At 72.2% G+C, this 26,204-nt stretch carries 27 protein-coding genes; 4 read left to right on the top strand and 23 right to left on the bottom strand.

The annotated features are described in order from the left end of the window. Position 1 precedes the first annotated feature (1 nt). From AC3DE3_RS15775 to AC3DE3_RS15730, 10 genes are all read right to left on the bottom strand, one after another. Positions 2 to 862: a cytochrome c biogenesis CcdA family protein gene (locus AC3DE3_RS15775; RefSeq protein WP_163376369.1), complete on the bottom strand. Its 861-nt coding sequence runs from the start codon at positions 860 to 862 to the stop codon at positions 2 to 4. Beyond that, a complete protein-coding gene (locus AC3DE3_RS15770; protein WP_488370590.1) occupies positions 859 to 1,467 on the bottom strand; it encodes a TlpA family protein disulfide reductase in 609 nt (202 codons plus the stop codon). The genes AC3DE3_RS15775 and AC3DE3_RS15770 overlap by 4 nt, the downstream gene beginning before the upstream one ends. Before the next feature lie 3 nt (positions 1,468 to 1,470). After that, positions 1,471 to 2,379, bottom strand: coding sequence for a histidine phosphatase family protein (locus tag AC3DE3_RS15765; RefSeq protein WP_488370589.1), 909 nt, complete (start codon positions 2,377 to 2,379; stop codon positions 1,471 to 1,473). Then, a complete protein-coding gene (gene hemL / locus AC3DE3_RS15760) occupies positions 2,376 to 3,686 on the bottom strand; it encodes a glutamate-1-semialdehyde 2,1-aminomutase (RefSeq protein ID WP_488370671.1) in 1,311 nt (436 codons plus the stop codon). Before hemL ends, AC3DE3_RS15765 begins: the two co-directional genes overlap by 4 nt. An 84-nt stretch (positions 3,687 to 3,770) precedes the next feature. After that, positions 3,771 to 5,615, bottom strand: coding sequence for an alpha/beta fold hydrolase (locus tag AC3DE3_RS15755; RefSeq protein WP_488370588.1), 1,845 nt, complete (start codon positions 5,613 to 5,615; stop codon positions 3,771 to 3,773). A 252-nt stretch (positions 5,616 to 5,867) separates the two neighbouring features. Beyond that, on the bottom strand, positions 5,868 to 6,119 hold the full coding sequence (locus AC3DE3_RS15750; RefSeq protein WP_260488779.1) for a hypothetical protein: 252 nt from the start codon (positions 6,117 to 6,119) through the stop codon (positions 5,868 to 5,870). Further along, positions 6,116 to 6,637 (bottom strand): hypothetical protein, encoded by a 522-nt coding sequence (locus AC3DE3_RS15745; protein ID WP_488370587.1) that lies wholly within the window; start codon positions 6,635 to 6,637, stop codon positions 6,116 to 6,118. The genes AC3DE3_RS15750 and AC3DE3_RS15745 overlap by 4 nt, the downstream gene beginning before the upstream one ends. Continuing rightward, positions 6,624 to 7,262 carry a hypothetical protein gene (locus tag AC3DE3_RS15740; protein ID WP_488370586.1) on the bottom strand — a complete coding sequence of 213 codons (639 nt, stop codon included), beginning with the start codon at positions 7,260 to 7,262 and terminating at the stop codon, positions 6,624 to 6,626. Before AC3DE3_RS15740 ends, AC3DE3_RS15745 begins: the two co-directional genes overlap by 14 nt. After that, positions 7,259 to 8,299: a porphobilinogen synthase gene (hemB, locus tag AC3DE3_RS15735; RefSeq protein ID WP_488370585.1), complete on the bottom strand. Its 1,041-nt coding sequence runs from the start codon at positions 8,297 to 8,299 to the stop codon at positions 7,259 to 7,261. Before hemB ends, AC3DE3_RS15740 begins: the two co-directional genes overlap by 4 nt. A 51-nt stretch (positions 8,300 to 8,350) precedes the next feature. After that, positions 8,351 to 8,998, bottom strand: a complete 648-nt coding sequence (locus tag AC3DE3_RS15730; protein WP_260488783.1) for a maleylpyruvate isomerase family mycothiol-dependent enzyme — start codon at positions 8,996 to 8,998, stop codon at positions 8,351 to 8,353. A gap of 92 nt (positions 8,999 to 9,090) precedes the next feature. On the opposite strand from AC3DE3_RS15730, the gene AC3DE3_RS15725 reads away from it, so the two are divergent. Continuing rightward, positions 9,091 to 9,540 (top strand): MarR family winged helix-turn-helix transcriptional regulator, encoded by a 450-nt coding sequence (locus AC3DE3_RS15725; RefSeq protein WP_488370584.1) that lies wholly within the window; start codon positions 9,091 to 9,093, stop codon positions 9,538 to 9,540. Positions 9,541 to 9,610: 70 nt separating this feature from the next. Here AC3DE3_RS15725 and AC3DE3_RS15720 read toward each other — a convergent pair whose 3' ends face one another. From AC3DE3_RS15720 to AC3DE3_RS15710, 3 genes are all read right to left on the bottom strand, one after another. Beyond that, entirely contained in the window at positions 9,611 to 11,254 is a 1,644-nt protein-coding gene (locus AC3DE3_RS15720) for a bifunctional uroporphyrinogen-III C-methyltransferase/uroporphyrinogen-III synthase (RefSeq protein ID WP_488370583.1), read from the bottom strand. A 62-nt stretch (positions 11,255 to 11,316) separates the two neighbouring features. Next, the gene (gene hemC / locus AC3DE3_RS15715; protein WP_488370582.1) at positions 11,317 to 12,315 is read right to left on the bottom strand and encodes a hydroxymethylbilane synthase; all 999 of its coding nucleotides are present in this window, start codon (positions 12,313 to 12,315) and stop codon (positions 11,317 to 11,319) included. Then, positions 12,312 to 13,625, bottom strand: a complete 1,314-nt coding sequence (locus tag AC3DE3_RS15710; RefSeq protein WP_488370581.1) for a glutamyl-tRNA reductase — start codon at positions 13,623 to 13,625, stop codon at positions 12,312 to 12,314. The genes hemC and AC3DE3_RS15710 overlap by 4 nt, the downstream gene beginning before the upstream one ends. Positions 13,626 to 14,110: 485 nt before the next feature. Between AC3DE3_RS15710 and AC3DE3_RS15705 the strand changes: the two genes are divergently transcribed. Next, on the top strand, positions 14,111 to 14,461 hold the full coding sequence (locus tag AC3DE3_RS15705) for an HNH endonuclease (RefSeq protein ID WP_488370580.1): 351 nt from the start codon (positions 14,111 to 14,113) through the stop codon (positions 14,459 to 14,461). A gap of 37 nt (positions 14,462 to 14,498) precedes the next feature. Here the strand turns inward: AC3DE3_RS15705 and AC3DE3_RS15700 are convergent, their stop codons facing one another. Next, on the bottom strand, positions 14,499 to 14,768 hold the full coding sequence (locus AC3DE3_RS15700) for a glutaredoxin family protein (protein WP_488370579.1): 270 nt from the start codon (positions 14,766 to 14,768) through the stop codon (positions 14,499 to 14,501). Between the two features lie 73 nt (positions 14,769 to 14,841). Between AC3DE3_RS15700 and AC3DE3_RS15695 the strand changes: the two genes are divergently transcribed. Beyond that, positions 14,842 to 16,038, top strand: coding sequence for an HAD family hydrolase (locus AC3DE3_RS15695; protein ID WP_488370578.1), 1,197 nt, complete (start codon positions 14,842 to 14,844; stop codon positions 16,036 to 16,038). Positions 16,039 to 16,079: 41 nt separating this feature from the next. Here AC3DE3_RS15695 and AC3DE3_RS15690 read toward each other — a convergent pair whose 3' ends face one another. From AC3DE3_RS15690 to AC3DE3_RS15660, 7 genes are all read right to left on the bottom strand, one after another. After that, positions 16,080 to 17,213 (bottom strand): lysophospholipid acyltransferase family protein, encoded by a 1,134-nt coding sequence (locus tag AC3DE3_RS15690; RefSeq protein ID WP_260488791.1) that lies wholly within the window; start codon positions 17,211 to 17,213, stop codon positions 16,080 to 16,082. Further along, the gene (locus tag AC3DE3_RS15685; RefSeq protein ID WP_488370577.1) at positions 17,210 to 18,436 is read right to left on the bottom strand and encodes an NAD-dependent epimerase/dehydratase family protein; all 1,227 of its coding nucleotides are present in this window, start codon (positions 18,434 to 18,436) and stop codon (positions 17,210 to 17,212) included. The genes AC3DE3_RS15690 and AC3DE3_RS15685 overlap by 4 nt, the downstream gene beginning before the upstream one ends. A gap of 222 nt (positions 18,437 to 18,658) precedes the next feature. Then, positions 18,659 to 18,760 carry a 30S ribosomal protein bS22 gene (locus AC3DE3_RS15680; protein WP_003855542.1) on the bottom strand — a complete coding sequence of 34 codons (102 nt, stop codon included), beginning with the start codon at positions 18,758 to 18,760 and terminating at the stop codon, positions 18,659 to 18,661. 182 nt (positions 18,761 to 18,942) lie between these two features. Continuing rightward, the gene (locus AC3DE3_RS15675) at positions 18,943 to 19,164 is read right to left on the bottom strand and encodes a helix-turn-helix domain-containing protein (RefSeq protein ID WP_010540934.1); all 222 of its coding nucleotides are present in this window, start codon (positions 19,162 to 19,164) and stop codon (positions 18,943 to 18,945) included. Between the two features lie 285 nt (positions 19,165 to 19,449). Further along, a complete protein-coding gene (proC, locus tag AC3DE3_RS15670; RefSeq protein WP_260488793.1) occupies positions 19,450 to 20,289 on the bottom strand; it encodes a pyrroline-5-carboxylate reductase in 840 nt (279 codons plus the stop codon). A gap of 358 nt (positions 20,290 to 20,647) precedes the next feature. Continuing rightward, the gene (locus tag AC3DE3_RS15665; RefSeq protein ID WP_488370576.1) at positions 20,648 to 22,405 is read right to left on the bottom strand and encodes a hypothetical protein; all 1,758 of its coding nucleotides are present in this window, start codon (positions 22,403 to 22,405) and stop codon (positions 20,648 to 20,650) included. Between the two features lie 2 nt (positions 22,406 to 22,407). Further along, positions 22,408 to 23,355, bottom strand: a complete 948-nt coding sequence (locus tag AC3DE3_RS15660) for a Ppx/GppA family phosphatase (RefSeq protein WP_260488795.1) — start codon at positions 23,353 to 23,355, stop codon at positions 22,408 to 22,410. 33 nt (positions 23,356 to 23,388) lie between these two features. On the opposite strand from AC3DE3_RS15660, the gene AC3DE3_RS15655 reads away from it, so the two are divergent. Then, positions 23,389 to 24,243: a DUF3109 family protein gene (locus tag AC3DE3_RS15655; RefSeq protein ID WP_488370575.1), complete on the top strand. Its 855-nt coding sequence runs from the start codon at positions 23,389 to 23,391 to the stop codon at positions 24,241 to 24,243. Here the strand turns inward: AC3DE3_RS15655 and AC3DE3_RS15650 are convergent. Next, positions 24,225 to 24,914, bottom strand: coding sequence for a response regulator transcription factor (locus tag AC3DE3_RS15650; protein WP_260488797.1), 690 nt, complete (start codon positions 24,912 to 24,914; stop codon positions 24,225 to 24,227). The two genes, AC3DE3_RS15655 and AC3DE3_RS15650, sit on opposite strands and share 19 nt — an antisense overlap. Then, the gene (locus AC3DE3_RS15645) at positions 24,911 to 26,107 is read right to left on the bottom strand and encodes a sensor histidine kinase (protein WP_488370574.1); all 1,197 of its coding nucleotides are present in this window, start codon (positions 26,105 to 26,107) and stop codon (positions 24,911 to 24,913) included. The genes AC3DE3_RS15650 and AC3DE3_RS15645 overlap by 4 nt, the downstream gene beginning before the upstream one ends. Between the last annotated feature and the right edge of the window lie 97 nt (positions 26,108 to 26,204).

Below are 26,204 nucleotides of genomic sequence, written 5' to 3'. Positions count from 1 at the left end.
GTCAGATGGGCAGCGTGGTGTCGGAGATCGCGAAGTCGCGCAGCCAGTCGATGAACAGCGCCCACCCGCCGGACAGCAGCAGCAGGCCCACGATGATGAGCATGACGCCGCCGAACACCTGAATGGTCCGGGTGTGCTTCTGCAGCCAGCCGACGGTCCGCATCGCCCAGGTGGAGCCGAACGCCACGATGATGAACGGGAGGCCCAAGCCGAGGCAGTAGGCGACGATCAGCAGCACTCCGCGCGCCGCGTCGACCCCGGTGCCCGCGGCGACCGAGAGCGCGGCAGCCAGGGTCGGACCCAGACACGGGGTCCAGCCCAGGGCGAACACGGCGCCGAGCATCGGGGCGCCGATCCAGGTGGACAGCGACTTGGGCTGCATGCGGGTGTCCCGCTGCAGAGTGGGAACGAGGCCGATGAAGACGAGCCCCATGAGGATCGTCACCACGCCCCCGAGACGCTGCAGCAATTCCTGCTGGGGTGCCAGGTACTGCACGGTGCCCAGCACCATGGCGCTGAGCATCACGAAGACCACGGTGAAGCCACCCACGAACAACAGGGACGCGCCCACCACCCGTGCCCGCGAGGATCGACGGGTGCGGCGCTCCTCCATCGTCAGCGTGGCGGTGGCGGCCCGCTGGCGTTCGGCGGCGGCAGCAGTAGCCGGCGGACGCTCGGCGCCCACGACGCTGGCGAGGTACGCCAGATAACCGGGCACCAGCGGGATGACGCACGGCGAGGCGAACGACACGAGTCCTGCCAGGATGCACGCGCCCAATGCGAGCAGGATCGGGCCGCTGGCCACGGTCTGCTGGAACGTCTCCCCCACACTCTGCGCGAGCAAGATCGTCTCCGGGTTCACGTCTGGTCGACCTCCTCGGCGAGGATCGCGTTGACGGTCTCGCGCAGCTTCTCGTCGGTGATCTCGGCGAGGTACACGGCGGCCACGCGGTGCTGCTTGTCCAGGATGATCGTCGCCGGAACCACGGAGGTCGGGAAACCTCGCAGCGCGGCGACAGCGGCGTTACTGGGATCCCAGATCGAGGGGAACGTGATGCCGTTGTCCTCGACGAAGTCCACCGGCTTCTGCCGGTTGGGGTCGCGCAGGTTGATGCCGAACACCGTGGCGCCCTTCGGCTCGAACTCCTCCTGCAGACGCTGCAGGTCGTCGGACTCGGCGCGGCACGGCCCGCACCACTGGCCCCACAGGTTGAGGATCACGACCCGGCCCTCGAAGTCCTCCTGCACCGTGAGCGTGCGATCGGGGTCGAGCAGGTCGGGCCCGGTCAGCGTGGCGACTGGCTTGCGCTCGGCAGGGGGGTCATAGTGGATCTCGATCTGCCCGTCGGGGCTGACGAACTCGAACGTCTCCGGGCCCACCACCACGGCGTCATCGCCGGTCGCGCAGCCGGCGGCGAGGGCACCGGTCAGCAGCAGGGCCCCGAGGACGGCCTTGGTCTTGCGCATGGTTCAGGCTCCAGTCTGCGACGGGTCGGACGCCCCCGCCGGTTCCGAGTACACGATGTCCCGCAGCGTGGTTCCCTCGAACACCAGCGACGTGATCGAGGCCAGCGAGCACTGCCGCTTGCGCGGGTCGTGCCACAGGCGCCGCCCCTCGAGGAAGCGACGCGTCGTGTACACCGGCAGCTGGTGGCTCACCAGAACGGCCTCGCGCCCGCGGGCGGTGTCGAGCGTGGAGTAGACGGCGCCGATCATCCGATGTGCGATCTGGAGGTACGGCTCGCCCCACGACGGGCGAAGCGGGTTGAGTAGGATCGGCCAGTACTGCGGGTCGCGCAGGGCGCCGCCGGGGCCACCCACCTTGCGTCCCTCGAAGCGGTTGTCCGCCTCGATGATGTCGGCGTCGATCCCCACCGGCAGACCGAGAGCCTCGGCCAGCGGGGCGGCGGTCTCCTGGGCGCGCTGCAGCGGCGAGGCCACGATCGACACGATGTCGTGCCCCTGCCCCAGCACCCGGCCGACGGTCTCGGCCTGACTGCGCCCCAGCTCGGAGAGCCGGTAGTTGGGCAGCCGACCGTAGAGGACGCCCTCGGGATTGTGTACCTCGCCGTGGCGCACCAGGTGCACGATCGTCTGCGTCTCCCCTGCGCGTGCCGAGGTGTCTCGGGGGGTCGACGACGACGAGACGGGCTGTCCCGGAGCGGCGATCGTCCCCGGCTCGGCCCCGTAGGACGCGGACCCCTCCGGCTGGGTCTCGACGGGAGGTTCCTCCGGGGCCGCGGTGGCCGCGGAGCCGCCCAGCGACGGCGGCGCGACGGCGGGCGCCGGATGATCGCCGCGGAGGGGGATCGGCAATGAGGTGGGACCCGTCGACGGGACGGCGAGTCGGCCGCGCATACCCCGGCCGTCGCGGCTCATCGGCCCGCCTCCGGGGCGGACGCGGCGGCGGCGGCCTGCGCGGCCACCGGCAGGGCGTCGGCGATGTGCTGGAAGTCGTCGTCGGTCAGGGCGGTGGAGACAAACCAGGTCTCGAACGCGCTCGGCGGCGCGTAGATCCCCCGGTCGAGCAGCGTGTTGAAGAACGGCGCGTACCGGAACGTCTCGGCGGCCTTGGCCCCGGCATAGTCGGTGACCTGGTCCTCGGTGAAGAAGACGCTGAGCATGGTGCCCGCCCGCTGGATGGTGTGCGCGACACCCGCGGCCTGCAGGGCGTTGCTGATGAGCGCCTCGAGCCGGTCGGCGTTGGTCTGCAGCGTGTAGTAGCAGGCGTGGTCGGCCAGCCGCAGCGAGGTCAGGCCCGCCGCCACCGCCACCGGGTTACCGGACAGGGTGCCGGCCTGGTAGACGGGCCCGGCCGGCGCGAGGGAGGCCATGACGTCGGCGCGGCCACCGAACGCGGCGGCGGGCAACCCGCCGGACATGACCTTGCCGAACGTCGTCAGGTCGCCGGCCACGCCGTCGATCCCCCACCAGCCGCGGTCACCGGCACGGAATCCGGTCATGACCTCGTCCATCACGAGCAGGGCACCGTTCTCAGAGCACAGGGTGCGCAGTTCCTCGTTGAAGCCGGGGAGCGGCGGGACGGTGCCCATGTTGCCGGCGGCGGCCTCGGTGATCACGCAGGCGATCTCGTCGCCGTGGTTGGCGAAGACCAACCGGACGGCGTCGATGTCGTTGTACGGCAGAACGATCGTGTCGTGGGCGGTCGCGCCGGTGACTCCCGGCGAATCCGGGAGGGCGAACGTGGCCAGGCCCGATCCCGCGTCCGCGAGCAGGGCGTCGACGTGCCCGTGATAGCAGCCGGAGAACTTGACGATCTTCGAGCGGCCGGTGAATCCCCGGGCCAGGCGCACGGCGCTCATGGTGGCCTCGGTGCCGGAGTTGACCAGCCGCACTTCCTCGACGGAGGTGCGGGCGACGATCTCGCGGGCGAGGTCGACCTCACCCTCGGTCGGGGTGCCGAAGCTCAGTCCCCGGGTCGCGGCGTCGCGGACGGCGTCGACGATCTCGGGGTGGGCGTGCCCGTGGATCATGGGGCCCCAGGAGCAGACGAGGTCGATGTAGGTGTTGCCGTCGACGTCCGTCATGCGAGAACCCCGCGCTTCACGCATGAAACGCGGGGTTCCGCCGACGGAGTTGAACGCGCGGACCGGGGAGTTGACTCCGCCGGGGATCAGCTCGCGGGCCTCGGCGAAGAGCTCGGCCGATCGGGTGGTGCCGGACATGCCGGACGGGGTCGTGAAGGCATCACTCGAAGAGGTCACCGGACCAGTGTCTCAAAGTCCGGCCGCGAGTACCCCCTCGCGGTGTCAGGCCTGCGGCGGAGCCGGCGGGGCAACCGGTGCGAACAGCGATTTGGCGGCCGCGTCGACCTGTCCCGCGAAGTCGTGGAACGCCTTCTCCGCCTGCTGGTGCAGTTCCTGCGGCGTGGGCAGGGGTGCGGGGGCGGGCACGACCGGAGCAGGTGCGGCTGCCGGTGCGGGCGCGGCGGCGACGCCGGCGTCGCGGTGGGTGCCGTACCAGTCATCGGCCCCGGCGACGGGCGCGGACATGCCCTTCTGTGCGGCGGCGATGCGCTCGGCCTCGCCCCACTTCGGCAACGGCTCCGGGGACGGCTTGCCGTCGACGTGGCCCGGCGTGGCGATCCCGTTCTCGAGGAAGTCCATCACCAGCTTGTCGACGGCCTCGTTGCCCATGCGGAAGGTGCCGTGGTCGCCGCCGCCGACGGTGACCAGCGCGCCGCCCATGGCCTCGGCAACGCGGTGCGCACCGGCGATGGGGGTGACCGCGTCGTCCTCGGAGTGCAGCACCAGCGGCTTCTCGTCGAGAGCCTCCCCGTTGGGGTCGATCGTCCGGGCGATCGGCTGCCAGCCCACACAGTCGTCACCGGCGGCCTCGACCGCGGCGCGGGTGGTGAGACGGTTCCCGCCGGTCGCCTTGTCGGCCTTGGCCGCCATGACCCCCAGCTGGTCGGCCGGGGCGGCGGTCTCGTTGCAGGTGATGATCGCGTTCATCTCGATGTCGGTGCGGTACACCGGCGAGCGGCTCTCCTGCGCGGCCAGGATCAGTCCCACGGTCTCGTAGTCGGCGCGCGCGATGGTGCCGCCGTCGTTGTAGTACTTGAGGATGTGGGCGAGCATCGGCCAGGCCTGCTCGGAGTAGGTGGCGCCGACGGTTGCGTCGAAGAGTCCGGTGGTGGCGTTGTTGGTCAGCCCCTGCAGCGCGGCGGCGCGGGCGAAGCCCTCGGCACGGGCGCGGGCGGGCGCGGTCCCGTTGATCACGTCGAGCGCTGGCCGCTCGATCGCGCTGCCGCGGAGCTCGACGGGCAGGTCACCGGTCTGGGCCGGCGGCGGGGTGAGGTTGGCGGGGCCGCCCACCTCCTGGTCGGTGACCCACTTCCAGGAGTGGAAGACCTTCAGCGGGGTGTCCCCGAGGCCGTAGTAGTCGTCGCGCTCGGCGATCCAGGCGAAGATGTCGTTGACGCGCTTCTCCTGGGCCAGCGCCCCCTGCTCGGCCTGCTTGTTCCACCGCCAGTCGGGGTGGGTGTTGGAGTCCAGCACCATGCGGCCGGTGTGCTCGGGGTACAGGGTGGCGAAGTCCGTGCCGATCGCGGTGCCGTAGGACACGCCCACGTAGTCGATCTCGGCCAACTCGAGGGCCTCGCGGACCGCGTTCATGTCGCGGGCGGCGTTCTCGGTGGTCATGGACTTCATGTACTCGGGGTCGGTCCCGTAACACGCGTCGTGGAGCGGATTGACCGCGCCCGGGCCCACGAAGTCCACGTTGCAGACCATGGGATTGGAGCCGTAGAGCCCGCGCGGCTGGACGGCCACGAGGTCGTGGTTCTCGTACAGGCCGGCCGGACCGGCGCCGTCGAGGGCCGGGCTCCAGAAGTTCAGGGCGTAGTTGCCGGGCCCGCCGGGGTTGCCGAAGACGGTCGATCGCGCCTGCCCGGACGAGGCTTTGATGCGGGTGAGCGCGACCTGGGTCTTGGCGGCGTCGGGGGCGGTGTAGTCGACGGGAACCTCGACGGTCCCGCACTCGAGTCCTGCGGGGACGTACTCGGCCTCGATGCCGAGCATCTCGGTACAGTCCTGCCATTCGACCTGGGCGGCCGAGGCCACTCCCGATCCCAGAAGTGCGATCGCTCCCACGACCGCGGTGGTGCCAACGAAAGTGCTAGACGGCTGCACCGATCCCCGTTTCCATGTGCTGTAGGTGTGACTCCGGCGAATCGGACGCATCGACTGCCCATTTTCACGAGCGTCACATGCGTCCGAACCGACCCAAATGTAGCCTGTGGCCCGCGCCACGAGTCAGCGGCCCGGGCACACTCAGAAAACCGTCATACGATCGTTACCGCCGCACATGGACCGGCCGGAAAAGCCCAGGCAGAAGTAGATCTGTCAGGCTCCGTCCTTCTCCACCCCGGGGGTGCGGCGGAGGATCGCGAGGGTCGTGAGGACCATCGCCATCCCGGCCGCGACGGCGGCGGCCAGGAGCAGCCGGGTGTCGGTGCGGAGACGGTCGAGGCTGCCCTCGACGGGCGGGTCGACGATGGGCGGCGCGACGGCCACCACATCCCGGGACAACCACCACAGTGCGACCGCGAGAACGGCGGTGGCGACGGCGGCCACGGCGAGGCGGCGAGAGCTCACTCGGGTCCCGGCTCGCCGCGGGTCGCGGCGACGGCTCCGTCGAGGGCGCGGTGCAGGGCCGCCCGGTTGCGGGCCCAGGCGCGGACCTCGCCGCCGGTGTCCAGGCGCAATCCCACCGCGGCCCGGCGCCGGGGCATGTCACGCAACTCGCCGAGGGTTCGGGCGGTCTCCCACGAGGCCTCGGGGTCCCCGGCGGCCGGGAGCGGCAGCACCTGTTCGACCCGGTCCAGCTCGAGCTGCTCGGTGCCCTGGATGTACACGTCAGGCGTCACGCGGACGCGGCCGTGGACGCGGGTGGCGGCGATCATCACGCCGTGGCAGAGGGCGGACGCGATCGCGCACACGGTGAGCATCATCCAGTGCACGGGGGCGCCGGTGAGTAGCTCGAACCCTGCGGCGGCGGCGCAGAAGACGGGGGCGGCGAGGATCCAGGCCCAGCTCCACCCGTCCTCGGAGTACAGGATCGGTCCCTCGGGCTCGGTGCCGGGTCGGGTGGCGGCGGGTTCACTTGCCGGCACGCGCGCCGCCTCCCGGGGTCGTGTACTGCATGGCCTCGGGCTTGTGCTGGCGCCACACGGCGGTGGCTGCGCACAGACCGGCGAGGATCTGGAGGGCGATGACGACGAAGCTGACGACGTCTCCCCGCTCCCCCGCCGTCGCGACTCCGCCGAACACGCCGATCACGACGGACACTGCGTCCACGATGAGGAAGATGGCGACGATGTCGAGCATGGTGCGGGCCCAGCCTCTGCCGGCGCGCAGGCGGAAGGCCAGCCACACGGTGACCGCGGCGACGATCAGCGCCAACACGGCGCCCGCGGCCAGTGCGATGGAGAACATGCCCTCGACGGAGATGTCCGCGGATCCGGTGTTGGCGACCGCGTCGCGGAAGGCGTCCCGGGTGGCGGTGGGCAGATCTCCGAAGCTGGCGGTTGCGGAGTTGATCAGCATTCCGACCAGTCCGAACGCGGCGGCGGCCAGCCACAGCACCCACGCGGTGTGGATCTCCTCCGGCGGCGGGCCGACCGGGCCGGCGGGCGGCTCGCCGCCGGCGGCACCTTCCGGCCCGGCGCGCCCGGCGGGTCCGTCGGGCCCCGGGCCCGTCTGCGCGGGCGGGCGCCACGGCCCGCTGCCGCGGGTCACCGGGCGCCCCACCCCTGTGCGAGGAGGCGTGCGGCGTGCAGGGCCCAGTAGGTCAGGACGATGTCCGCGCCGGCGCGGCGGATGGAGATCAGGGATTCCATGACGGCCGGGTCGTGGTCGATCCAGCCGCGTTCTGCGGCGGCGGAGATCATCGCGTACTCGCCGGAGACCTGGTAGGCGGCCACGGGCACGTCGGACAGCTCGGCGGTCTGACGCAGGACGTCGAGGTAGGACATGGCGGGCTTGACCATCACCATGTCGGCGCCCTCCTCGAGGTCGAGCTGCACCTCGCGCAGCGACTCGCGCTGATTGGCCGGGTCCTGCTGGTAGGCGCGCCGGTCACCGCGCAGGGACGAGCGGACGGCCTCGCGGAACGGGCCGTAGAAGGCGCTGGCGTACTTGGCACTGTAGGCCAGCACCGCGACGTCCTGGTACCCCTCCCGGTCCAGGGCCCCCCGGATGGCGGCGATCTGGCCGTCCATCATGCCGCTGGGTGCCACGACGTGCGCGCCGGCGGCGGCCTGGCTGACGGCGAGGTCGTTGTAGGCGACCAGCGTGGCGTCGTTGTCGACGATCTGCTCGCCGCGCGGGTCGGTGCCGAGCACGCCGCAGTGGCCGTGGTCGGTGAACTCGTCGAGGCAGGTGTCGGCCATGATCACGAGGTCGTCGCCCACCTCGTCGCGGACGGCGGCCAGGGCGCGGTTGAGGATGCCCTCGGGGTCGGCTCCGCAGCTGCCGGTGGCGTCCTTGTCGGCGTCGAGGGGAACGCCGAACAGCATGATGCCGCCCAGTCCCGCCTCGGCGGCGGCGACGGCCTCGCGGCGCAGCGAGTCGACGGTGTGCTGGACGACGCCGGGCAGCGACGAGATGTCACGCGGTGCGTCGATCCCGTCGGCCACGAACGCGGGCAGTACCAGCTGTCGCGGGGCGAGCGTGGTCTCGGCGACGAGCCTGCGCATGGCCGGCGTGGAACGCAGGCGACGCGGGCGCACCAGCGGCGCGGGAACGGACGGGGTCTCGTCAGGCGGTGTCGTCACGACCTCCACTGTACGAAAGTCGCCGGTGGTCGGGCGCGGCGCGGACCTTCGCTAGGCCGCGACGCGCCCGCGCACGAGCTCGGCGCCCGATCCGCCGAGGCGGTCGAGGTGCGCCGTGCGCCCGGTGAGAACCAGGAACAGGTCCCGCATCGACCCGGTCACCCCGGGTCCGTCGCCGGTGGCCCAGTCGAGGTCGTCGGCGACCAGGCGCACCCCCGCGGTCGACAGCGGGTGGAACACCTTGGCGTTGCCCCGGCCGCCGTAGGACACGACCCGGTCGGCGGCCTCGGCGATCTCCTCGGCGGGGATCGGGATCTCCCGCCCCAGGGGCACGGTGATGTCCTGGGTGTGCCCCACCACGTCGATCAACGCCTCACGGCAGGTCAAGCCGGGGAACGGCCGGTGGTGTCCGATCATGCGACGGAGGGCGTCGACGATCTGTTCGTCGGTCATCCGCCGGGCCAGCGCGGTGGACCCGTCCCGGATCGTTCGGTTGGTGCTCCCCGGGTAGCGCAGGAAGATCGGCACGAGGCGCCACCGCGGGAGCCCGGCGAGCGTCAGGTGCGCGGCGACCTCGCGGACCGTCCACGCATCACACAGGGAGGGCCGGTCCCAGTCGTCGGGCGGGAGTTCGTCGAGGTAGTCGGCGATCGCGCGGCGGCGTCGGTCGACGGCCGCCCAGACCTCGGTGTCGTCCATGACGACCCCTTTCTCCGGTGCGGCCCGACCCCCCGGGCCGCGACTAGTACCATGATAGGACTATCTTCGGACGCCTAACCTGAGGAGTCGCCGTGGACCCCGAGACCCCGGCCGCCGACCCCGCCCCGACGAGCCTGCTCATGTGGCTCGGTTACCGCGCGGCGGAGGACCGGATCGCGGCGGCGCTGGCCGCGGCCGGATTCGGTGACATCACGCGCGCGCAGATCCGCCTGCTCGCGGGGATCGACGACGACAACGGCACCCGCCTCGTCGTGTTGGCCGAGCGTGCCCGGATCGCCAAACAGACCGCGACCGCCCTGGTCGACAGGTTGGCGGCGGCGGGGTATGTCCGGCGCGTGGCGGATCCGGACGACGGCCGGGCCCGGTTGGTGCGGCTCACGGCGCGGGGCCGGGAGATCAGCCCGGTCGCCCGGGCCGAGGAGCGACGGATCGACGCCGAGTGGCGGGCGCACCTCGGCGAGGAGCGGATGGCCCAGTTGCGGTCGGCGCTGGCCGAGCTCCGCGGTCTCGTGGACCCCTGAACACGCGCCCGCCCCGCGCGGCTGGTCGGCCGGGCGGGGCGGGCGGGGCGGGCGGTGCGGTCGGGGCGGCTCAGCGACGCCGGGCGCGGCGGCGCGGCGGCGGCAGTTCGCCGGCGGCACGCAGGTGATCGGCGTGCGCGGCGAGGGCGTCGACCAGCTCGAGCACCGAGGCGTTCTCGGGCTGGACGTCCACGCGCAGGCCGAACTCGGCCGCGGTCTCGGCGGTGCGCGGCCCGATGCAGGCGATGAGCGTGCGGGCGTGCGGCTTGCCGGCGATGCCGACCAGGTTGCGGACGGTCGAGGAGCTGGTGAAGCACACGGCGTCGAACCCGCCGGTCTTGATCATCTCGCGGATCTCGGCGGCCGGCGGGGCGGCGCGGACGGTGCGGTAGGCGGTGACGTCCTCGATCTCCCAGCCGCGGCCCGTCAGGCCCTCGGCGAGGGTCTCGGTGGCGATGTCGGCGCGCGGCAGGAGCACCCGGTTGACGGGGTCGAGCACGTCGTCGTAGGGCGGGAACACCTCGAGCAGGCCGAGGCTGGACTGCTCGCCGGTCGGCAAGAGCTCGGGCTGGATACCCAGTTCGCGGACGCGGGCGGCGGTGCCCTCGCCGACGCAGGCGATCTTCACGCCGGAGAAGGCGCGGGCGTCCAGGCCGAACTCGACGAACTTCTCCCACACGGCGCGCACGGCGTTGGAGGAGGTGAACACGACCCACTGGTAGCGGCCGTCGACGAGTCCCTTGACGGCGCGCTCCATCTGGGCGGGGCTGCGGGGCGGCTCGACGGCGATGGTGGGCACCTCGACCGGCACGGCGCCGTGCTCGGCGATGCGGTCGCTCATCTCGGCGGATTGCGCCTTGGTGCGGGGCACGAGCACGTTCCAGCCGAACATGGCACGCGACTCCCACCACTGGTGGCGGTGACGCTCACCGGCGGACTTGCCGATGGTGACCACCAGGTCACCATCCATGTCGCGACCGACCTCGGCCATGGTGGCCAGGGTACCGTCGGCGGACTTCTGGGCACAGAGCGATCCGGAGCAGGTGACGGTCACCGGGGTTCCGGCGGCGAGGCCCTGCTCGGCGAGGTTGGAGGCTGCCTCGGCGAGGTGGCGGCCGGTGGTGCGCAGGACGATCGGGCCGGGCGAGCCGACGAGGGCCGCCCAGTCGACCTTGCCGCGGCCGTCGGCGAACACGTAGCCGGAGCCGAGCGCGATGCCGGCGAAGGCGGGCACGGCGGTGGCCTCGGCGACGCCGGGGACGACCTCGAACGGCACGACGGTGCGGCCGACGGAGGCGATCTCGGTGACGGTCGCGTCGGTGGTCATGGGGTCGCCGGTGACGAGGCGGACCACGTCGCGACCCTTCTTGGCCTCGGCGACGAGCTGCTTGGCCACGGCAGCGGGCTCCCCGAGCACGGGGCGGACGTCGGCGGCGGTGGGGGCGGGCAGGGCCTTGAGCCGCTTGACCTCGGCCTTGTCCTCGGCGGCCACGGCGGCGTCCATCTCGGCCCGGCGCGCGTCGAGCAGTTCCTGCGGGACCGGGACCTCCGTGGCGACCAGCGCCAGTACGTCCTCGGAGACGTCGGCGTCGGCGAACACCAGCGGGTTGCCGGCGAGGACCTCGCGGGCCCGGCAGGTGAGCATCCCCGCGTTGCCTGGACCGCCGCCGACGAAGCGGACGGTTCCGGGGCGGGTGGTGCGTGCTCGAGTCATTGTTCGTCTCTCCGTGGGGTGGGTGCCGCGCGCTGGCTGCGCGCGAGATGGGAGTTCGGGGGTCAGGATCCGGTGACGGTCGGTGGCGCCGTCGTGGATTCCCTGGGTACGAGTGGGGCGCGTTGCTCGGGCGATTCCTCGGACATGAGGTCCCGGGCGCCGCGGTCGAGCAGCTCGGCCGCGAGTCGGCGGCCGAGCTCGTCGGCGGCGGCGACCGGCCCGTCCGGGTGGTCGGCGGTCCCGGTGGTGCCCGTCGTGCGCAGGACCGTGGAGCCGTCGTGGGCGGCGACCACCGCGTGCAGCGTCAGTTCGCCCTCCTCGAGCTCGGCGCGCGCGCCGACGGGCGCGGTGCAGCCGGCCTCGAGGTCGCGCAGGAGCCGACGCTCGGCGGTGATCCGTACCCGCGACGGCAGGTGGTCGACGACGGTGAGGGCCTCGGCGGCCTCGGCGTCATCGGCTCGGCATTCGACGGCGAGTGCACCCTGCGCGGGGGCGGGGAGCATCTCGTCGATGCCGAACCGGTGCGTGGCACGCTCCCCGACACCGGTGCGGTCGAGGCCTGCCGCCGCCAGGACGACCGCGTCGAGGTCGCCGCTGGTGACGTATCCCATCCGCGTGTCGATGTTCCCGCGCAGCGGGTGCAGGTCGAGGTCGGGGCGCAGGGCCGCGAGCTGGGAGCGCCGGCGCGGGGCGGAGGTGCCGACGCGGGCCCCCTCGGGCAGCGTGTCCATGGTGAGCCCGTCGCGGGCGATGAGCACGTCGGACGGGTCGACACGCGGCGGCACGGCGATGGGCGCGAACCGGTCGTCGGGCGCGGTCGGCAGGTCCTTGTACGAGTGGACGGCGATGTCGCAGTCCCCGCGCTCGAGGGCGGCGCGCAACTCCAGGGTGAACACGCCCACGCCGATGCGCTCGACCGGGGCCATCACCACGTCGCCACGGGTCCGCACGATCACCAGCTCGGCCGGGTATCCGGCGGCGATGAGGGCGTCGCGGACGTGCCCGGCCTGGGTGGTGGCGAGGGTGCTGCCACGCGTGCCCACCTTCAGGGTCCTGCTCATGACGCCTCCTCGTCCACGTTGTTGTCCAGGTCGAACAGTGTGCGTACGACCGCCGCGTAGTTCTCGCCGTCCGGTTGGGCGGCGAGTTCCTTGAACCGCACCGTGGGCGGGTGCAGGAGTTTGTCGACGACCCGGCGGACGGTGTTGGCGACCTCGTCGCGGACGCGGTCGTCCATGTCCGGCAGCCGGGACTCGAGACGGCGCATCTCGGCGGCGACGACCTGCCCACCGCGGCCACGCAGTTGCCCGATGAGCGGACCGACACCGGCCATGCGCTCGGCCTGGGTGTACGAGGTGAGCTCGGCGTCGACGATCGTGCGGGCGGCGTCGGCGTCCGCGGCGGCGGCGGAGGTGGCGGGGTCGGCCTTGAGCGCCTCGATGCCCAACACCGTGACGCCGGGCAGTCCGGCGACGGCGGGGTCGACGTCGCGCGGCATTCCCAGATCGCAGATGACGAGCGGGCCGCGGTCGCCGCGGCGGGCCAGCGCCGTGTGCACGTCACCCAGCGTGACGACGGTGCCGACGGCCCCGGTGCAGGTGAAGAGGATGTCGGCGCGGGCGACGGCGTCGGCGAGCCCGTCGAGTGGGAACGCGATGGCCGGGGTGCCCGAGTCGCGGGCGATCTCCGACAGGCGGTCGGCCCGCTCCGGGGTGCGGTTGGTGATCTCGATGTGGGAGATCCCGCCCCGGCCGAGGTGCGCGACGGCCAGGCCGCCCATCGCACCGGCCCCGAGCACGACCGCCCGGCGCCCGTCGAGGCCGCGGCTCGCACCATCCGAGAGGATCTCGGCGGCGCGGTCCAGTGCCACCGACACGACCGAGGCGCCGGCCGAGTCGATGCCGGTCTCGGTGTGGACGCGCTTGCCCACGTGCAGCGCCTGCTGGGCGAGCCGATGCAGGGTGGTGCCGGCCGCGCCGATCTCGGACGCCGACTGGTAGGCGGTGCGGATCTGGCCGATGATCTGCTGCTCGCCCACGACCATCGAATCCAGGCCCGACGCCACGGCGAACAGGTGCTCGGCAGCGGACTCGGAGTAGCGCACGTACAGGTGGCGGCTGAGCTCGTCGGCGCCCAGGCCGGAGTGGCGCGACAGCAGGGCCACCACGTCGTCGAGCGCCGGGTGGAACGCGTCCACGGCGGAGTAGACCTCGACGCGGTTGCAGGTGGTGACGATCATCGCCTCGTCGACGTTCTCGCCGGCGATGAGCTGCTCGGTGAGTTCGTCGCGTTCGGACTCGGAGATGGCGACCGCCTCGAGCAGGGACACCGGCGCACTGTGATGGGACAGCCCCACCAGGAGAATGCTCACAACCGACCCCCGGGCGTCAGGGCCACCGGGGCCCATGCCAGAATGAATGCCAACTCGTCAACTCGGCCGCACGCCGGGGGGCGCGACGACAGCTGGCGCGAAGACGGGGCCCCGCAGGACGAACTCGCGGAACGCTGGTCCACAGTCGGTCGTCTCCCGTCGGTGTGCACGCCTGTCTACACGGCGCTTCCATGCCGGAAATGCCCTGCCGGGACGGCCGTGGCCTCAAGCCTGCGTACGACCCGTAACGGGCTCCACCGTAACCCGCCTGACACCCCGGGACAAAACCGTCACAGGGGCGGATGCTATATCCGGCGACCCTCCCGCGGCGGCCGTGAACAGCGCGGACCCCCACCCACCACCCGCCCACCCGTCGCCCGGGGGCCCACTCTCGGGACACCGCTCACCACAGGGGCTCGTCCGGCGCCGCGGCCGTCCGCCGTACGGTGACGGTCGTGCCCCCTCGTCGCAGGTCCTCCTCAACCATGTCCGCCGCGACCCGTGCCCGCTACGCGAAGCGGCGTCAGCGGCGCCTGTCGCGCGTGGACAACGACCTCACCGACCCGCAGTGGACCCTGATCCTCGACGCGTGGGGCGGCTGCGCCTACTGCACCGCGACCGGGCCGGCCCTCCAGAAGGACTGCGTCCAACCCATCTCGCGCGGCGGGCGCTACACCCTGGAGAACGTGGTCCCGGCCTGCGCGTCGTGCAACGCCAGCAAGTACAACAGCGAGGTCACCGGGTGGCTGCGGCGCAAGAAGCTCGACGAGGGCGCGTTCCTGCTCCGGCACGCGACCATCCTGCGGGACCTGCGCGACGCGCGGCGGGAGGAGTGAACGGCGGGTCCGGCGACCGCTGCGCCCGCCGGCCGGTTCAGTCCCATCCCGTGAACGGGCGGGGGTCGGCGAGAGTGGCGACGAGCTCGTCGTCGTCGACCTCCCAACACGAGTGTTCCTCGCCGTCGACCAGCACCACCGGCAGGCGGTCGCCGTACTCCGTGGCGAGCTCGCGGTCCGCGGCGTGGTCCACGTCGGTCAGCTCGAGCCGGGCGTCGGCGCGCTCGCACAGCGGGATCAACTGGCCGTGGACGCGGACGCAGCTGCCGCAACCCTCGCGGATCAACAGGGTCACCGTGTGCACCATGACTCGATAGTGCACCACCCCTTCGGGGCTGCCCTAGGATGGGGTCCCAGCGCCCTTCAGGAGGTCCCGCCCGGTGAATGACTCCCGCCCGGTGAACGACGACGACGCCGCCGACGCCAGCGGCGCCGACGACAACAGCGACGACGACAACAGCGACGACGACAACGCGCACACCCCCGGCGTTGAGGGTGTCGCCGGCTCCGCCGAATCCGCGGGGTCGAACCGCTTACGGTCCGGCCCGCGACTTCTCGGCCGGGCCGATCTCGTCTCGGCTCTGGGCCGGCTGGTGTGGCGACGCCGCGACGCGCGGATCCAGCGGCGCGCCGGTGAGGCCTCCGCCCGGCACGCCGTCAAGCTCGAACCCGGCGCCGAGCCCGGTCCCCCACTGGCCGACTACGACCGGAGCGCAGGCTCCGGCACCGCCCTCGCCGATCGGGACGCCCCCGACGCGACCCTCACGGAGCCGTTCGAGCCGGACCCGCAGGTCGCGGCGTTCTTCGACGTGGACAACACCCTCATCCAGGGCGCGTCGATCATCCTGCTGGCCCGCGGGCTGGCCAAGCACCGCTTCTTCACCGCGCGAGACGTCGCCGGGTTGGCGTGGTCGCAGGCCAAGTTCCGGATCTCCGGGGAGGAGAACGCCGAGGACGTCGCCGCCGGCCGCGACAAGGCCCTGAGCTTCGTCGCGGGCCGCACCGTCGCCGAGCTGACCGAGCTCAGCGAGGAGGTCGTGGACACCTCGATGCTCGACCGGGTCTGGCCGGGCACACGCTCGCTGGTGCAGATGCACCTGGACGCCGGGCAGCAGGTCTGGCTGGTCACGGCGACGCCGGTGATGCTGGCGCGGGTGATCGCCACCCGGCTGGGCCTGTCCGGTGCGCTCGGTACGGTCGCGGAGGAGGAGTACGGCGTCTACACGGGCCGACTCGTGGGAGACATCCTGCACGGGCCCGGTAAGGCACACGCGATCTCGCGCCTCGCCGAGGCCGAGGGCTTCGATCTGAGCAGGTGCTACGCCTACTCGGACAGCTTCAACGACATGCCGATGCTCACGATGGTCGGCAACCCGGTCGCCATCAACCCGGATTCGAAGCTGCGCAAGTACGCCTCGGAGAACGGCTGGGACGTCAAGGACTTCCGCACGGTGCGCAAGGCGGCGAAGAGGGCGATGCCCGGTGTTCTCGCGGTCGGCGGCCTCGCCGGTGCGCGAGTGGCCGCGCGCTCGACCTACGGAAGTCGCGCACTGGACCGGGCGCGCCGCATCTTCTGACGCCGGCTCCCCCGCCGCCGGCTCACCCGCCGGGCGGCGGCTCAGCCGAAGAAGACGCTGCCGCGGCGGGCGAGGTTGCGGAACAGCGTGTTCTGGATGGTCTCGCGCACCTGGTCGGTGATCTCGAAGACCACCATCGGGTCCTCGGCCGCGTCGGGGCCCAGATGTGAGGTCTCGATCGGCTCGCCGAACTCCATCGTCCACTTTGTGGGCAGCGGGATGCCGCCGAGCGCGCCTAGCAGCGGGAACCCGGGTGTGACGGGCATGTAGGGCAGCCCCAGCAGCCGTGCGAGCGCCGGGACCTCACCGATCTTGGGGTAGATCTCCTCGGAACCGACGACCGAGCACGGGATGATCGGCGCGCCGGCGGCCAGCGCGGTGGCCACGAACCCGCCGCGGCCGAAGCGCTGCAGGCGGTAGCGGTCAGCGAACGGCTTTCCGAGCCCCTTGAAGCCCTCCGGCCACACGGCCACGACGTGACCGCTCTCCAGCAGCCGCTCGGCGTCGGCGGCGCAGGCCAGGGTCGCACCGGCCCGGCGGGCAAGCGGAGCGGATACCGGCAACGACATGGCCAGGTCGGCGGCGAGCAGGCGTAGTGCGCGTCCGGCATGGTCGTGGACCGCGACGGTGGTCATCATCCCGTCGAGCGGCAGGACGCCAGCGTGGTTGGACACGATCAACCCGGCGCCCTCGGCGGGGATGTTCTCGGCGCCGATCACCTCGACCCGGAACCAGTGCTCGAACAGCGGCCGCCAGAGGGGCAGCCAGATATTGGTGTGGAAGTGCTCGTCGAACCCGAACTCGTCGACCTCGTACCCGCCGGTGACGCGGGTGGCCAGCAGCTCGCCGGCGGCGTTGACCGCCTCGGCCATGCTGGTCAGAGCGCTGACGTCCCCGGTCGCGAGCATCGTGTCGACGCTGCGGGCCAGATCACGGACGGGAGACAGGACCTCGGCGTCGATCGGCAGGGCCTCGACCGCCTGCCCGATCGAGCCACGCATCGAGGTGAGGAACCGGTCGACGATCCGCCCGATCTCGGTGGCCGCGGCATCGCTGCTGGTGGTCTCGCCGACGAAGCCCTCGCCGACCGCGCGGTCCCCGCGGGCGTCGCGCCGGCCCTCACCCCAGCGCGGGCCGCCGAGGGGCTGGGACAGGTCGAATTCCGGGCCCTTCACGGCGCCTCCTCCACGGTTGGCTCGAGTGCGCTGGTCTCCGGCGCAGGGGTGTCCGGCGCGCTCGGGTCGAGCGAGCTCGGGTCTGGCGCGCCAGGGTCGGGCAGGGCGCCGATCGACTCGAGCTCGCCGAGGGTGGTGTCCACGCCCGCGCGCAGGCGGCTGGCCACCGGCCCCGGAAGCCTCCTGGCGATCTTGGCGGTCTTGCGCTCCAGCGCGGCCCTGGTGATCAGCGGCTCGGCGCCGGAGTCCACGATGTAGGCGTGGAGCGCCTCCTCGGTCGTGTACCTGGGAGTGAACCCGAACTCGGTGCGCATCCGGGTGGTGTCCAGGGTGCGGCCGTACCGCATGAAGCGCAGCTGCGCCGGCCCGATGTCGCGCAACCCCTGGCTCGAGAGCAACCGGGCTGCCAGCTTGAACGTCTGCGGCATCACCGGCAGCGGGATGTGGCCGGCGCGACGGATGGCCTGCGTCAGGGTGAGGATGCCGTCGCCGGCGATGTTGTAGGTGCCGGGGGTCGCGCCCCTCGTGGCATGCAGCAGCGCGTCCAGGGCGTCCTGCGGGTGCAGCAACTGGATGCGCGGGTCGTAGCCGGCCAGGACCGGCGCCACCGACGGCAGCAGCAGTTCGCCGACCACCGTGGGCTCGGGTAGCCCGAGGATCGCGGGGATGCGCAGGATCGTCACGTCGATGTCCGGGCGCTTGCGGGACATCCCCCGCACGTAGCCCTCCACGGACGAGTGGTCGAGCGGGATGCCGCCGCTGGGCAGGCGCCGGGCGGCCATGTCCTCGGTGAACATCGCCGGGTCGACGCCGGAGGAGCCGTACACCGAGGTCGAGGAGATGAGCACGAAACGCTTCACCGTGGCGGCCCGCCCGCACGCGGCGATCACGTGCATGGAGCCCATGATGTTGGCCTCCTTGACGGCCGCGCGGCCGCCGGGGGCGAAGTCGGTGTGGTGCAGCCCGGCGTGCACGACCGTGTCGATGCCGGCCTCGCGCAGGATCCCCTGCAGGCGCGGGGACTGCGGGTCGAGCCGCACGAACTCGGCGTCGCGCATACGTCGGCGGTGCTGCGGTGACGGCTTCACCGAGTCGATGGCCAGGACGCGCTCGACGCTCTCGTCGCGCAGCAGCATGCCCACCAGGTGCGCGCCGAGATACCGGCTACCGCCCACGACCGCGACGGCACGGGCCGGGCGACGGTCTGGCAGTTCGGTGTCCACCCGGCCGAGTCTAACCGCGGACCCCCTCGGCCATGTGCGCAGTCCTCACCGCGGGCGCCGTCGGATCCCGCGTCCGCGCACCCGCCCGCCCGCGAATACGCCGCCCGTAGGCGCCCCGCCCGTAGGCGCCCCGCCCGCAAATACACCGATGCCCGCCACCACTGCTGGTGACGGGCATCCGCTACAGGCGTGAGTCCGGGCGCTATCGGTGCGCCGCAGAACTCACTTACCGAGCTTGCGACGCTGCACGCGGGTCCGGCGGAGCATCTTGCGGTGCTTCTTCTTGGACATACGCTTGCGGCGCTTCTTGATCACAGAACCCATATCGGGGTCACCTACCTGTCGACTACTGGTCTGGGGCCTTACAGCCCGCGAAGGGCCTTGACTTGCGCTCCGGCATCACGAGCGGGCTCGGGCAGCCGGGACGGAACCCGTCCAGACTACCTCCCGCGCCCCGCTGCCACGAAAACGGGCCGGACGCCGCCCCGCCGGGGCGGCTCACCGCGTCAGCCTGCGGAGAAGTACGACGTATCGAGGTACTCGTGCACGGCCTTGGAGTGGACCCGGAACGACCGACCCACCCGCACGGCGGGCAGCTCGCCCGAGTGGACGAGTCTGTAGACCGTCATCTTGGACACGCGCATCAGCGCGGCGACCTCGGCAACGGTGAGGAACTGCGAGCCCCCCGCCGCCTGCGAGCCGCCTTCGGTCTTGTCGGTAGTCGCCATCGTCACAACCCTTCGTGGCACGCGTCGTGCCGCAGGCTTCCCCTCCTGCGGTACGGACACGCACGTGCTGGGTATGAGCCTAGCGTGAATGGTGTGATCAATGCGACGGGAGTGGGCGAATTACATCGACGACACGCCGCCCGATCTCGCCTTCACCCATCCTGAGCTGGGGTTGTGCTAAATAAGCGACCCGCCGGGTGGCTCACATCTCACCCGGCGGGTCGGTTCGGTAGGCGCACACGCGGCCCGTTCGGCCACGGCGGCGACGGGCGGGGCGCGGGTCGGTCAGTCGTCCTCGTCGTCGTCGTCGGAGACCGAGGCCTGGGCCAGCGCCCGCGACCGCGTCGCCGCCGCCTCGACCGCCTCCGCCACGGCCGAGCGCAGTCCCCCGGCCTCGAGCCTGCGGATGGCCGCCGCGGTGGTGCCGCCCGGGGAGCTGACGTTGTAGCGCAGCTCGGCGGGCCCCTCGCCGCCGGCGGTGAGCATCGCGCCCGCGCCGAGCGCCGTGCCGGTCGCCAGCGTGAGCGCCACGTCGCGGGGCAGCCCGCGCTCCACGCCTGCGTCGACCATGGCCTCGGCCAGGAGGAAGAAGTAGGCGGGGCCGGACCCGGACACCGCGGTCACGGCGTCCATCTGGGACTCGGCGACGACGACGACGAGTCCCACGCTCTCCATCATCGTGACCACCTGCGCGAGGTGCTCGTCGCGCGCATAGCGGCCCTTGCAGACCGCGGAGACGCCGTGCCCCACGAGCATCGCCGTGTTGGGCATGACCCGCACGACCGGCGAGCCGGCGCTGAGCTTGTTCTCCAGCACAGTGGTGGGCACGCCTGCCGCGAGCGAGACCACGATCGACTCGTGGACGCTGTCCGAGATGGCCTCGCCGATGCGATCGACCACCGCCGGCACGTCCTGGGGCTTGACGGCCACCACGATCACGTCGGCGCCCTCGCAGCCGATGTCGAGGCTGGTGGACAGGATGTTGTACTTCTTGGCCAACTCGTCGGCGCGGGCCTGCACGGCCTCGATCACCACGATGTCCGAGGCCTCGGTCCCGGACTCGCGGAGCCCCGCGATGAGGGCCTCGCCGATGCGTCCGCCACCGACCACTGCGATTCTCGTCATGCCGTCAACAGTGCCACACGCGATCAGTGCCGCACGCGCGCCGCCGTCGGCCGGCCGTGGGGCTGCCCTCCCGCTCCGGCACCGAACCTCACCTGTCGGAATGCGACTGACCTGCGGGGCCCCTCAGGTCAGTCGCATTCCGACAGGTGAGTCGGTGGCTCCCCCGGGATTCCGGCGCGGGCGGCGGCGGGCAGCCGCGGGCTGACGGGGCGGGCGGCGGGGGGCAGCCGCGGGCTGACGGCGCGGACTGGCGGCCCGGGCCGTCGGCTGGACGCTCATACCGGGCGCCGCCGCAGAGACGACTCCGCCCGCACCTGGTGCAGGTGCGGGCGGAGTGAGGTTCGCGGCCGGGGTCCGGTCAGGTGACCAGCCTGAGCAGGAGCGGACCGCACGTCACGCCGAGACCGACGATCACCGCGAGGGCGATACTGACCGAGTCGTTGGTCCTGCGCAGGACCCGGACCATGGCGACCAGGCCGATGATCACCACGATCGCCAGCGCGAAGGCCACCCACGGCAGGTCGCGCCAGAGCAATTGGAAGCCGATGAACAGGGCCGCGCCCGCGACCGCCGAGGCGAGCACCTGCGCGATGAGGATCAGCCACTGCGATGCCGGTGACCGCTCGGGCTCCGCGCCTCCGGGGGTGTACTCGAAGTCGCGGTATCGCGAGGAATCCGGTTCGCCCGGGGCCTGACGCGGCGCGGCCGCCGGCGCTGAGGCGGTGTCCGCGCGATCGGTGCCCGCACGGTCGGTGTCTGCGCGATCGGTGCCTGCACGGTCGGCGGCGCCGGACGGCTGCTGACCCGTCGACCGCTCTGTCGTCGTCTCGTCGGACTTCGGCCGCTCGGTGCCGGTGCCGGTGCCCGCCCCGGTGACGGCCGCGGCCATCCCCGCGACTCCTGCACCTCCGGCAGCGGCTGCGGTCGCCGCGCCGAGGGCACCCCCGCGCGTGGCGGTGCCGGACTCGCCGTCCTGATCGGCGGGAACCTCGGGGGCACGGTGGGCGGTCGAGCCGCTACCCGACGGCACGCCCCATGCAGGCGCGTCGGCTCCCGCAGGGGCCTTGTCGGCTCCCGCGGGGAACTTGTCGGTCGGGGCGCTCGTCGGTGCTGCCGCGCTCTTGTCAGCCGCAGCGCCCTTGTCAGCCGCCGCGCTCTTGTCAGCCGAGGGCTTGACCCCAGGGGCCGCGGACGAGGCCGGGGCGGGCTTGACCGCAGGGGCCGCGGACGAGGCCGGGGCGGGCTTGACCGCAGGGGCCGCGGACGAGGCCGGGGTGGGCTTGTCGGCACTGTCGGCGGCGGTCTTGTCGGCGGCTGCGGCACCGGCGACACCCGCCGCGCCGGCGCCCGCGACACCTGCAGCAACGGCGCCGGCCGGCCCCACGCCGCCGCGATCAGGTCGATCGGTGGGCGTCGGGCGGGTGGCAGGCGCGGTGGACCCCGACTGCTCCGGCTCCTTGCGCCTGCGGCCGAACAGCCCGCGGAGGCCACCCTTCTTCTCGGGCTGGCCGGTGTCATCGGCGATGTCGGCCCGCGGCTGGGCCGGAGCCGACGGGGACGGAGTCGACGACGGCGCGGCGTGCTGCGTCGAGGCGGCCGGCATCCGCGTGGTCGCCTGCTCTGACGCCGATGGGGTCGGGGTCGGCGTGGCGGCCGACGGCGTTGTCGACTTCTCGGCCGACCCGGCGGGGGCGGTCGTCGACGCCCCGGTCTCGGGGGCCCGCCGCCTGCCCGAGGGCTTCGGAGCCTGCTGGCCCTGAGGCGTGGCCGAGCCCGTCGTCGTCGTCCCCGGGGTCTTCTGGGCCGCCTTCGCGGCACCGTCCCCGGCGCCCGTCACGGCACCGCCGTCAGCGCCCGCCTCCGCGCCCTGACCTGCGTCGGCACCGGCGGCGGCTGCTTCCTCGGCCTCCCGGGCCCGACGCCGCGCCGCGCGACCACTGAGCACGGTGTCGTCGGTGATCCTGGGGATCTCACCGGTGAGCTCGGAGACGCTGAGCCCGCCGTCCTCATCGGCCCGGCGACGACGACGCCCGGTCGGAGCGGCCTGCTGCTCTGCGCCCATGCGCTTGAGCAGCTCCGCCACGGTGATCTGCTGACCGTCTGAATCCTCGGCCATCGTCAGCTCCCCTTCCCGTCGCCGCCCACGTCCCGGTCGAGACGCTGCAGGATGAGCCCCTCTCGCAGAGCCCACGGACAGATTTTCACACTTTCCAGACCCAACGCACGCATGGACGCCTCCGCCACCAGCGCCCCCGCCACCACCTGATGCGAGCGGTCGGAGCTGATGCCCTCCAACTCTGCCCTGTCCGCGGCCGTCATGCGGGAGATAAACGCGATCACCTGCCGCAGACCGGCAGCCGTGAGGACCCGCTCGGCGCGCGGGCCCTCCGACGACGGCGCCGCACCCGTGAGCCGCGCCAGCATGCGGAACGTCTTGGAGGTGGCGCACGCCAGGTCGGGTTCGCCGGCCGCGCGCAGTTCCCTGGCGGGCCCGTCGAGCTCGGCGTCGATGTAGTCGCGCAGCTGGTTGATCCGCTTGCGTTCCGGCGGGTCGGTCTTGAACCAGTCGTGGGTGAGGCGGCCGGCGCCCAACTGCAGGCTGTGTGCCTGCTCGGGCAGCTCGTCCTCCCCGGAGGTCATCTCGAGCGAACCACCACCGATGTCGAGATTGACGATCCGCCCCGCGCTCCAGCCGTACCAGCGGCGCGTGGCGAGGAACGTCATACGCGCCTCGTCCTCGCCGGAGAGGACCCGCAACTCGATCCCGGTCTCCTTCTCCACCTTGGCCAACACGTCGTCCGAGTTGGCGGCGTCCCGCACGGCGGAGGTGGCCAATGCCATGACCTCACGGCACTTGGTGGCCTCGGCCAGCTCGGCGGCCTCGTTGACGGCGTCGACGAGCCGGGCGATGCCGGTCTTGGAGATGTTGTTGTCCTCGTCCAGGTACTCGATCAGGCGCAACCGGGTCTTGGAATCGTTCATGGGCGTGGGATGGCCACCACGGTGGGCATCGACCACCACGAAATGGACCGTGTTACTTCCCACGTCCAGGACACCTAATCTCACACGCCCACCCTAAACGGTCTACGGTCGCTGGTTGTGACCGCCACCGAACGCCCCTCGACCCCGGGCGCCCAGCTGCCCGAGGTCCCCCTCGACTTCCCGCGCGAGTGGTACACGTTCCCCGACCCCGCGAATGACGAACATCTGATCTCCGCCGACATGACGTGGCTGCTGTCGTCGTGGACGTGTGTCTTCGGTACGCCGGCCTGCCACGGCATCGAGCGCGACCAGCCCGACTCCGGTTGCTGCACCCACGGCGCGTTCCTCTCCGACGACGCCGACCGACAGCGGCTCGAGGCCAACGTCGCGCTGCTGCGGCCGGAGGAATGGCAGCACCGGGACGCCGCCCGGGCCGCCGCGTCGGCCGACGGGAGCGCGCTGGAAGCGTGGCTCGAGGAAGACGAACTGACCGGCGACGACGGCGAGATGGAGCCCGCTCTCAGGACGCGCCGCCTCGGCGGACGGTGCGTGTTCTTCAACGACGTCGGGTGGCCGACCGGGTCGGGCTGCGCCCTGCACCACCTCGCCGGGCGGACGGGGCGGAGCCTGCCCGAGTCCAAGCCGGACGTCTGTTGGCAGCTGCCGATCCACGTGACCCGCGAATGGGAGACCCGCCCCGACGAGGTGGAGATCCTCCACACCCGCGTCGGGGAGTACGACCGTCGCGGCTGGGGCCCGGGCGGGCTGGACCTGGACTGGTACTGCACCGGGTCCCCCGAAGCGCACGTCGGCGTGGACCCCGTCTATATCTCCCTGCGTGACGAGTTGGTCGAACTCCTGGGCGCCCAGTGCTACGAGGTGCTCGCCGCGGCGTGCCGGCGCCGGCGGCAGCTCGGGATCGTGGCCGTGCACCCGGCGACAGAGCGGGCCGGTCAGCCCTCGAACTTGTAGCCCAGCCCGCGGACGGTCACCAGGTGCACCGGCTTGCCGGGATCGGACTCGATCTTCGAGCGCAGGCGCTTGACGTGCACGTCGAGGGTCTTGGTGTCGCCGACGTAGTCCGACCCCCACACGCGGTCGATGAGTTGCCCGCGGGTGAGGACCCGGCCGGAGTTGCGCAGCAGGTACTCCAGTAGGTCGAACTCCTTGAGCGGCAGCGTGACCGCCGACCCCCGGACGAGCACCGTGTGGCGCTCGATGTCCATCCGCACGGGCCCGGACTCCAGGACGCCGATCTCGTCGACCGGTTCGGACTCGGCCTCGGCGCCGCGCCGCAGCACGGCACGGATGCGGGCGATGAGCTCGCGGGCCGAGTACGGCTTGGTGACGTAGTCATCGGCCCCCAGTTCCAGGCCGACGACTTTGTCGATCTCACTGTCCCGGGCGGTCACCATGATCACCGGGACGGTCGAGGTCATCCGCAGTCGCTTGCACACATCCGTGCCGGACATCCCGGGGAGCATGAGGTCGAGCAGCACGATGTCCGCGCCGTCGGACTCGAAGTTCTGCAACGCGGTCGGGCCGTCCCCCGCGACGGTGACCTCGAAGCCTTCCTTGCGGAGGAGGAACGCCAGCGGATCCGCCAACGAGTCCTCGTCCTCCACGATCAGCACCCTGGTCACGGCACCTGGTCCTCTCCTTGTGTGGCCTGCTTGGCGTCGGGTGGTCCCCCGTCGCCGCCCGGCTCCACATGAGCCGGAAGTTCGAGTGTGAAGGTCGACCCGGTACCGGGCCGGCTCCACAGACTGACCGCGCCGTTGTGGTTCTGCGCGACGTGCTTGACGATCGCCAGGCCCAGCCCGGTCCCGCCGGTCGCGCGGGAGCGGGCCTTGTCGACGCGGAAGAACCGCTCGAAGACCCGGGCCTGGTGCTCCGGGGCGATGCCGATACCGCGGTCGGTGACACGCAGCGTCACGGTGTCGCCACTGATGCCCCGGGTGATCGACACCGGGGTGTGCTCGGGCGAGTAGTTGATGGCGTTGGAGATGAGGTTGGACACCGCCGTGACCAGCAGGGTCCAGTCGCCCCTGACCTCGAGCCCGGACGGCGCATCGGTGATGAGCTCGATCCCCGCCGCCTCGGCCGCCGAGGCGGACCGGTGCAGCGCCTCGGCCACCACGTCGTCCACGTCCACCGGCTCCGGGTCGCGGATCCGCTCGGCGCCCTGCAGTCGCGAGAGCTCGATGAGCTCGGAGACCATCTTGCCGAGCCGCTGGGCCTCGCTCACCACGCGGCCGCCGAAGTACTCGACCGAGTCCGGATCGTCCTTGGACTCCAACAGCGCCTCGGCGAGCACCGCCATCGCCCCGACCGGGGTCTTGAGCTCGTGGGAGACGTTGGCGACGAAGTCGCGGCGGGCGGCCTCCATGCGACGGTGTTCGGAGTCGTCGTCGGCGAACACCACGACGAACTGCTCGCCGTTGCCCTCGAGGATCTCCCCGCGTCCACTCACCGACGGGATGCGGCGGCGACCGGGGGCCATCTTGGCCGGCAGGTCGAAACGGGTGGAGTGCCCGTCCGTGAACGTCGACTCGGCGGCGCGCCAGACCGGATCCACCAACAGGCGGTCGTCCACGATCCCCAGCTCGGCGGCGCGACGGTTGTAGAGGACCACATCCTGGTGGCGGTCCACGACCGCGAGAGCGTACGGCGCCTGCTGATAGACGCCCCGCAGCACGTCCAGCCGACTGGGCCCGGCCTGTTCGGCACGGCGTCGCTCGCCGCGCCGGTGGATCAGTGGGACGACGAAGCCTCCCACGACGAAGCCGATGATCCCGGCGACGATCGCGAGGAAGATCCCCAGACTGACCTGCACGACCCCGATCCTACGGTGTGACGTTCCGTCGCCCGAATCGACAAACCCCCGGCCACCTGCGAGAAGTTCGCGGGATGCCGGGGGTTCGCGACCCGTT

It is taken from the genome of Dietzia sp. IBK-p2-16D, from assembly GCF_057773085.1.
Note: the sequence above shows the minus strand (reverse complement) of the source record. Positions and strands in the feature narration are given on the sequence as shown.

What these genes read in the sequence shown, in the direction of transcription:
- AC3DE3_RS15770 (WP_488370590.1), bottom strand. Translation starts at nt 1,467, where the DNA reads ATGCGCAAGACCAAGGCCGTCCTCGGGGCCCTGCTGCTGACCGGTGCC.
- AC3DE3_RS15765 (WP_488370589.1), bottom strand. Translation starts at nt 2,379, where the DNA reads ATGAGCCGCGACGGCCGGGGTATGCGCGGCCGACTCGCCGTCCCGTCG.
- hemL (WP_488370671.1), bottom strand. Translation starts at nt 3,686, where the DNA reads ATGTCCGGCACCACCCGATCGGCCGAGCTCTTCGCCGAGGCCCGCGAG.
- AC3DE3_RS15730 (WP_260488783.1), bottom strand. Translation starts at nt 8,998, where the DNA reads ATGGACGACACCGAGGTCTGGGCGGCCGTCGACCGACGCCGCCGCGCG.
- AC3DE3_RS15720 (WP_488370583.1), bottom strand. Translation starts at nt 11,254, where the DNA reads ATGACTCGAGCACGCACCACCCGCCCCGGAACCGTCCGCTTCGTCGGC.
- hemC (WP_488370582.1), bottom strand. Translation starts at nt 12,315, where the DNA reads ATGAGCAGGACCCTGAAGGTGGGCACGCGTGGCAGCACCCTCGCCACC.
- AC3DE3_RS15705 (WP_488370580.1), top strand. Translation starts at nt 14,111, where the DNA reads ATGTCCGCCGCGACCCGTGCCCGCTACGCGAAGCGGCGTCAGCGGCGC.
- AC3DE3_RS15700 (WP_488370579.1), bottom strand. Translation starts at nt 14,768, where the DNA reads ATGGTGCACACGGTGACCCTGTTGATCCGCGAGGGTTGCGGCAGCTGC.
- AC3DE3_RS15680 (WP_003855542.1), bottom strand. Translation starts at nt 18,760, where the DNA reads ATGGGTTCTGTGATCAAGAAGCGCCGCAAGCGTATGTCCAAGAAGAAG.
- AC3DE3_RS15675 (WP_010540934.1), bottom strand. Translation starts at nt 19,164, where the DNA reads ATGGCGACTACCGACAAGACCGAAGGCGGCTCGCAGGCGGCGGGGGGC.
- proC (WP_260488793.1), bottom strand. Translation starts at nt 20,289, where the DNA reads ATGACGAGAATCGCAGTGGTCGGTGGCGGACGCATCGGCGAGGCCCTC.
- AC3DE3_RS15665 (WP_488370576.1), bottom strand. Translation starts at nt 22,405, where the DNA reads ATGGCCGAGGATTCAGACGGTCAGCAGATCACCGTGGCGGAGCTGCTC.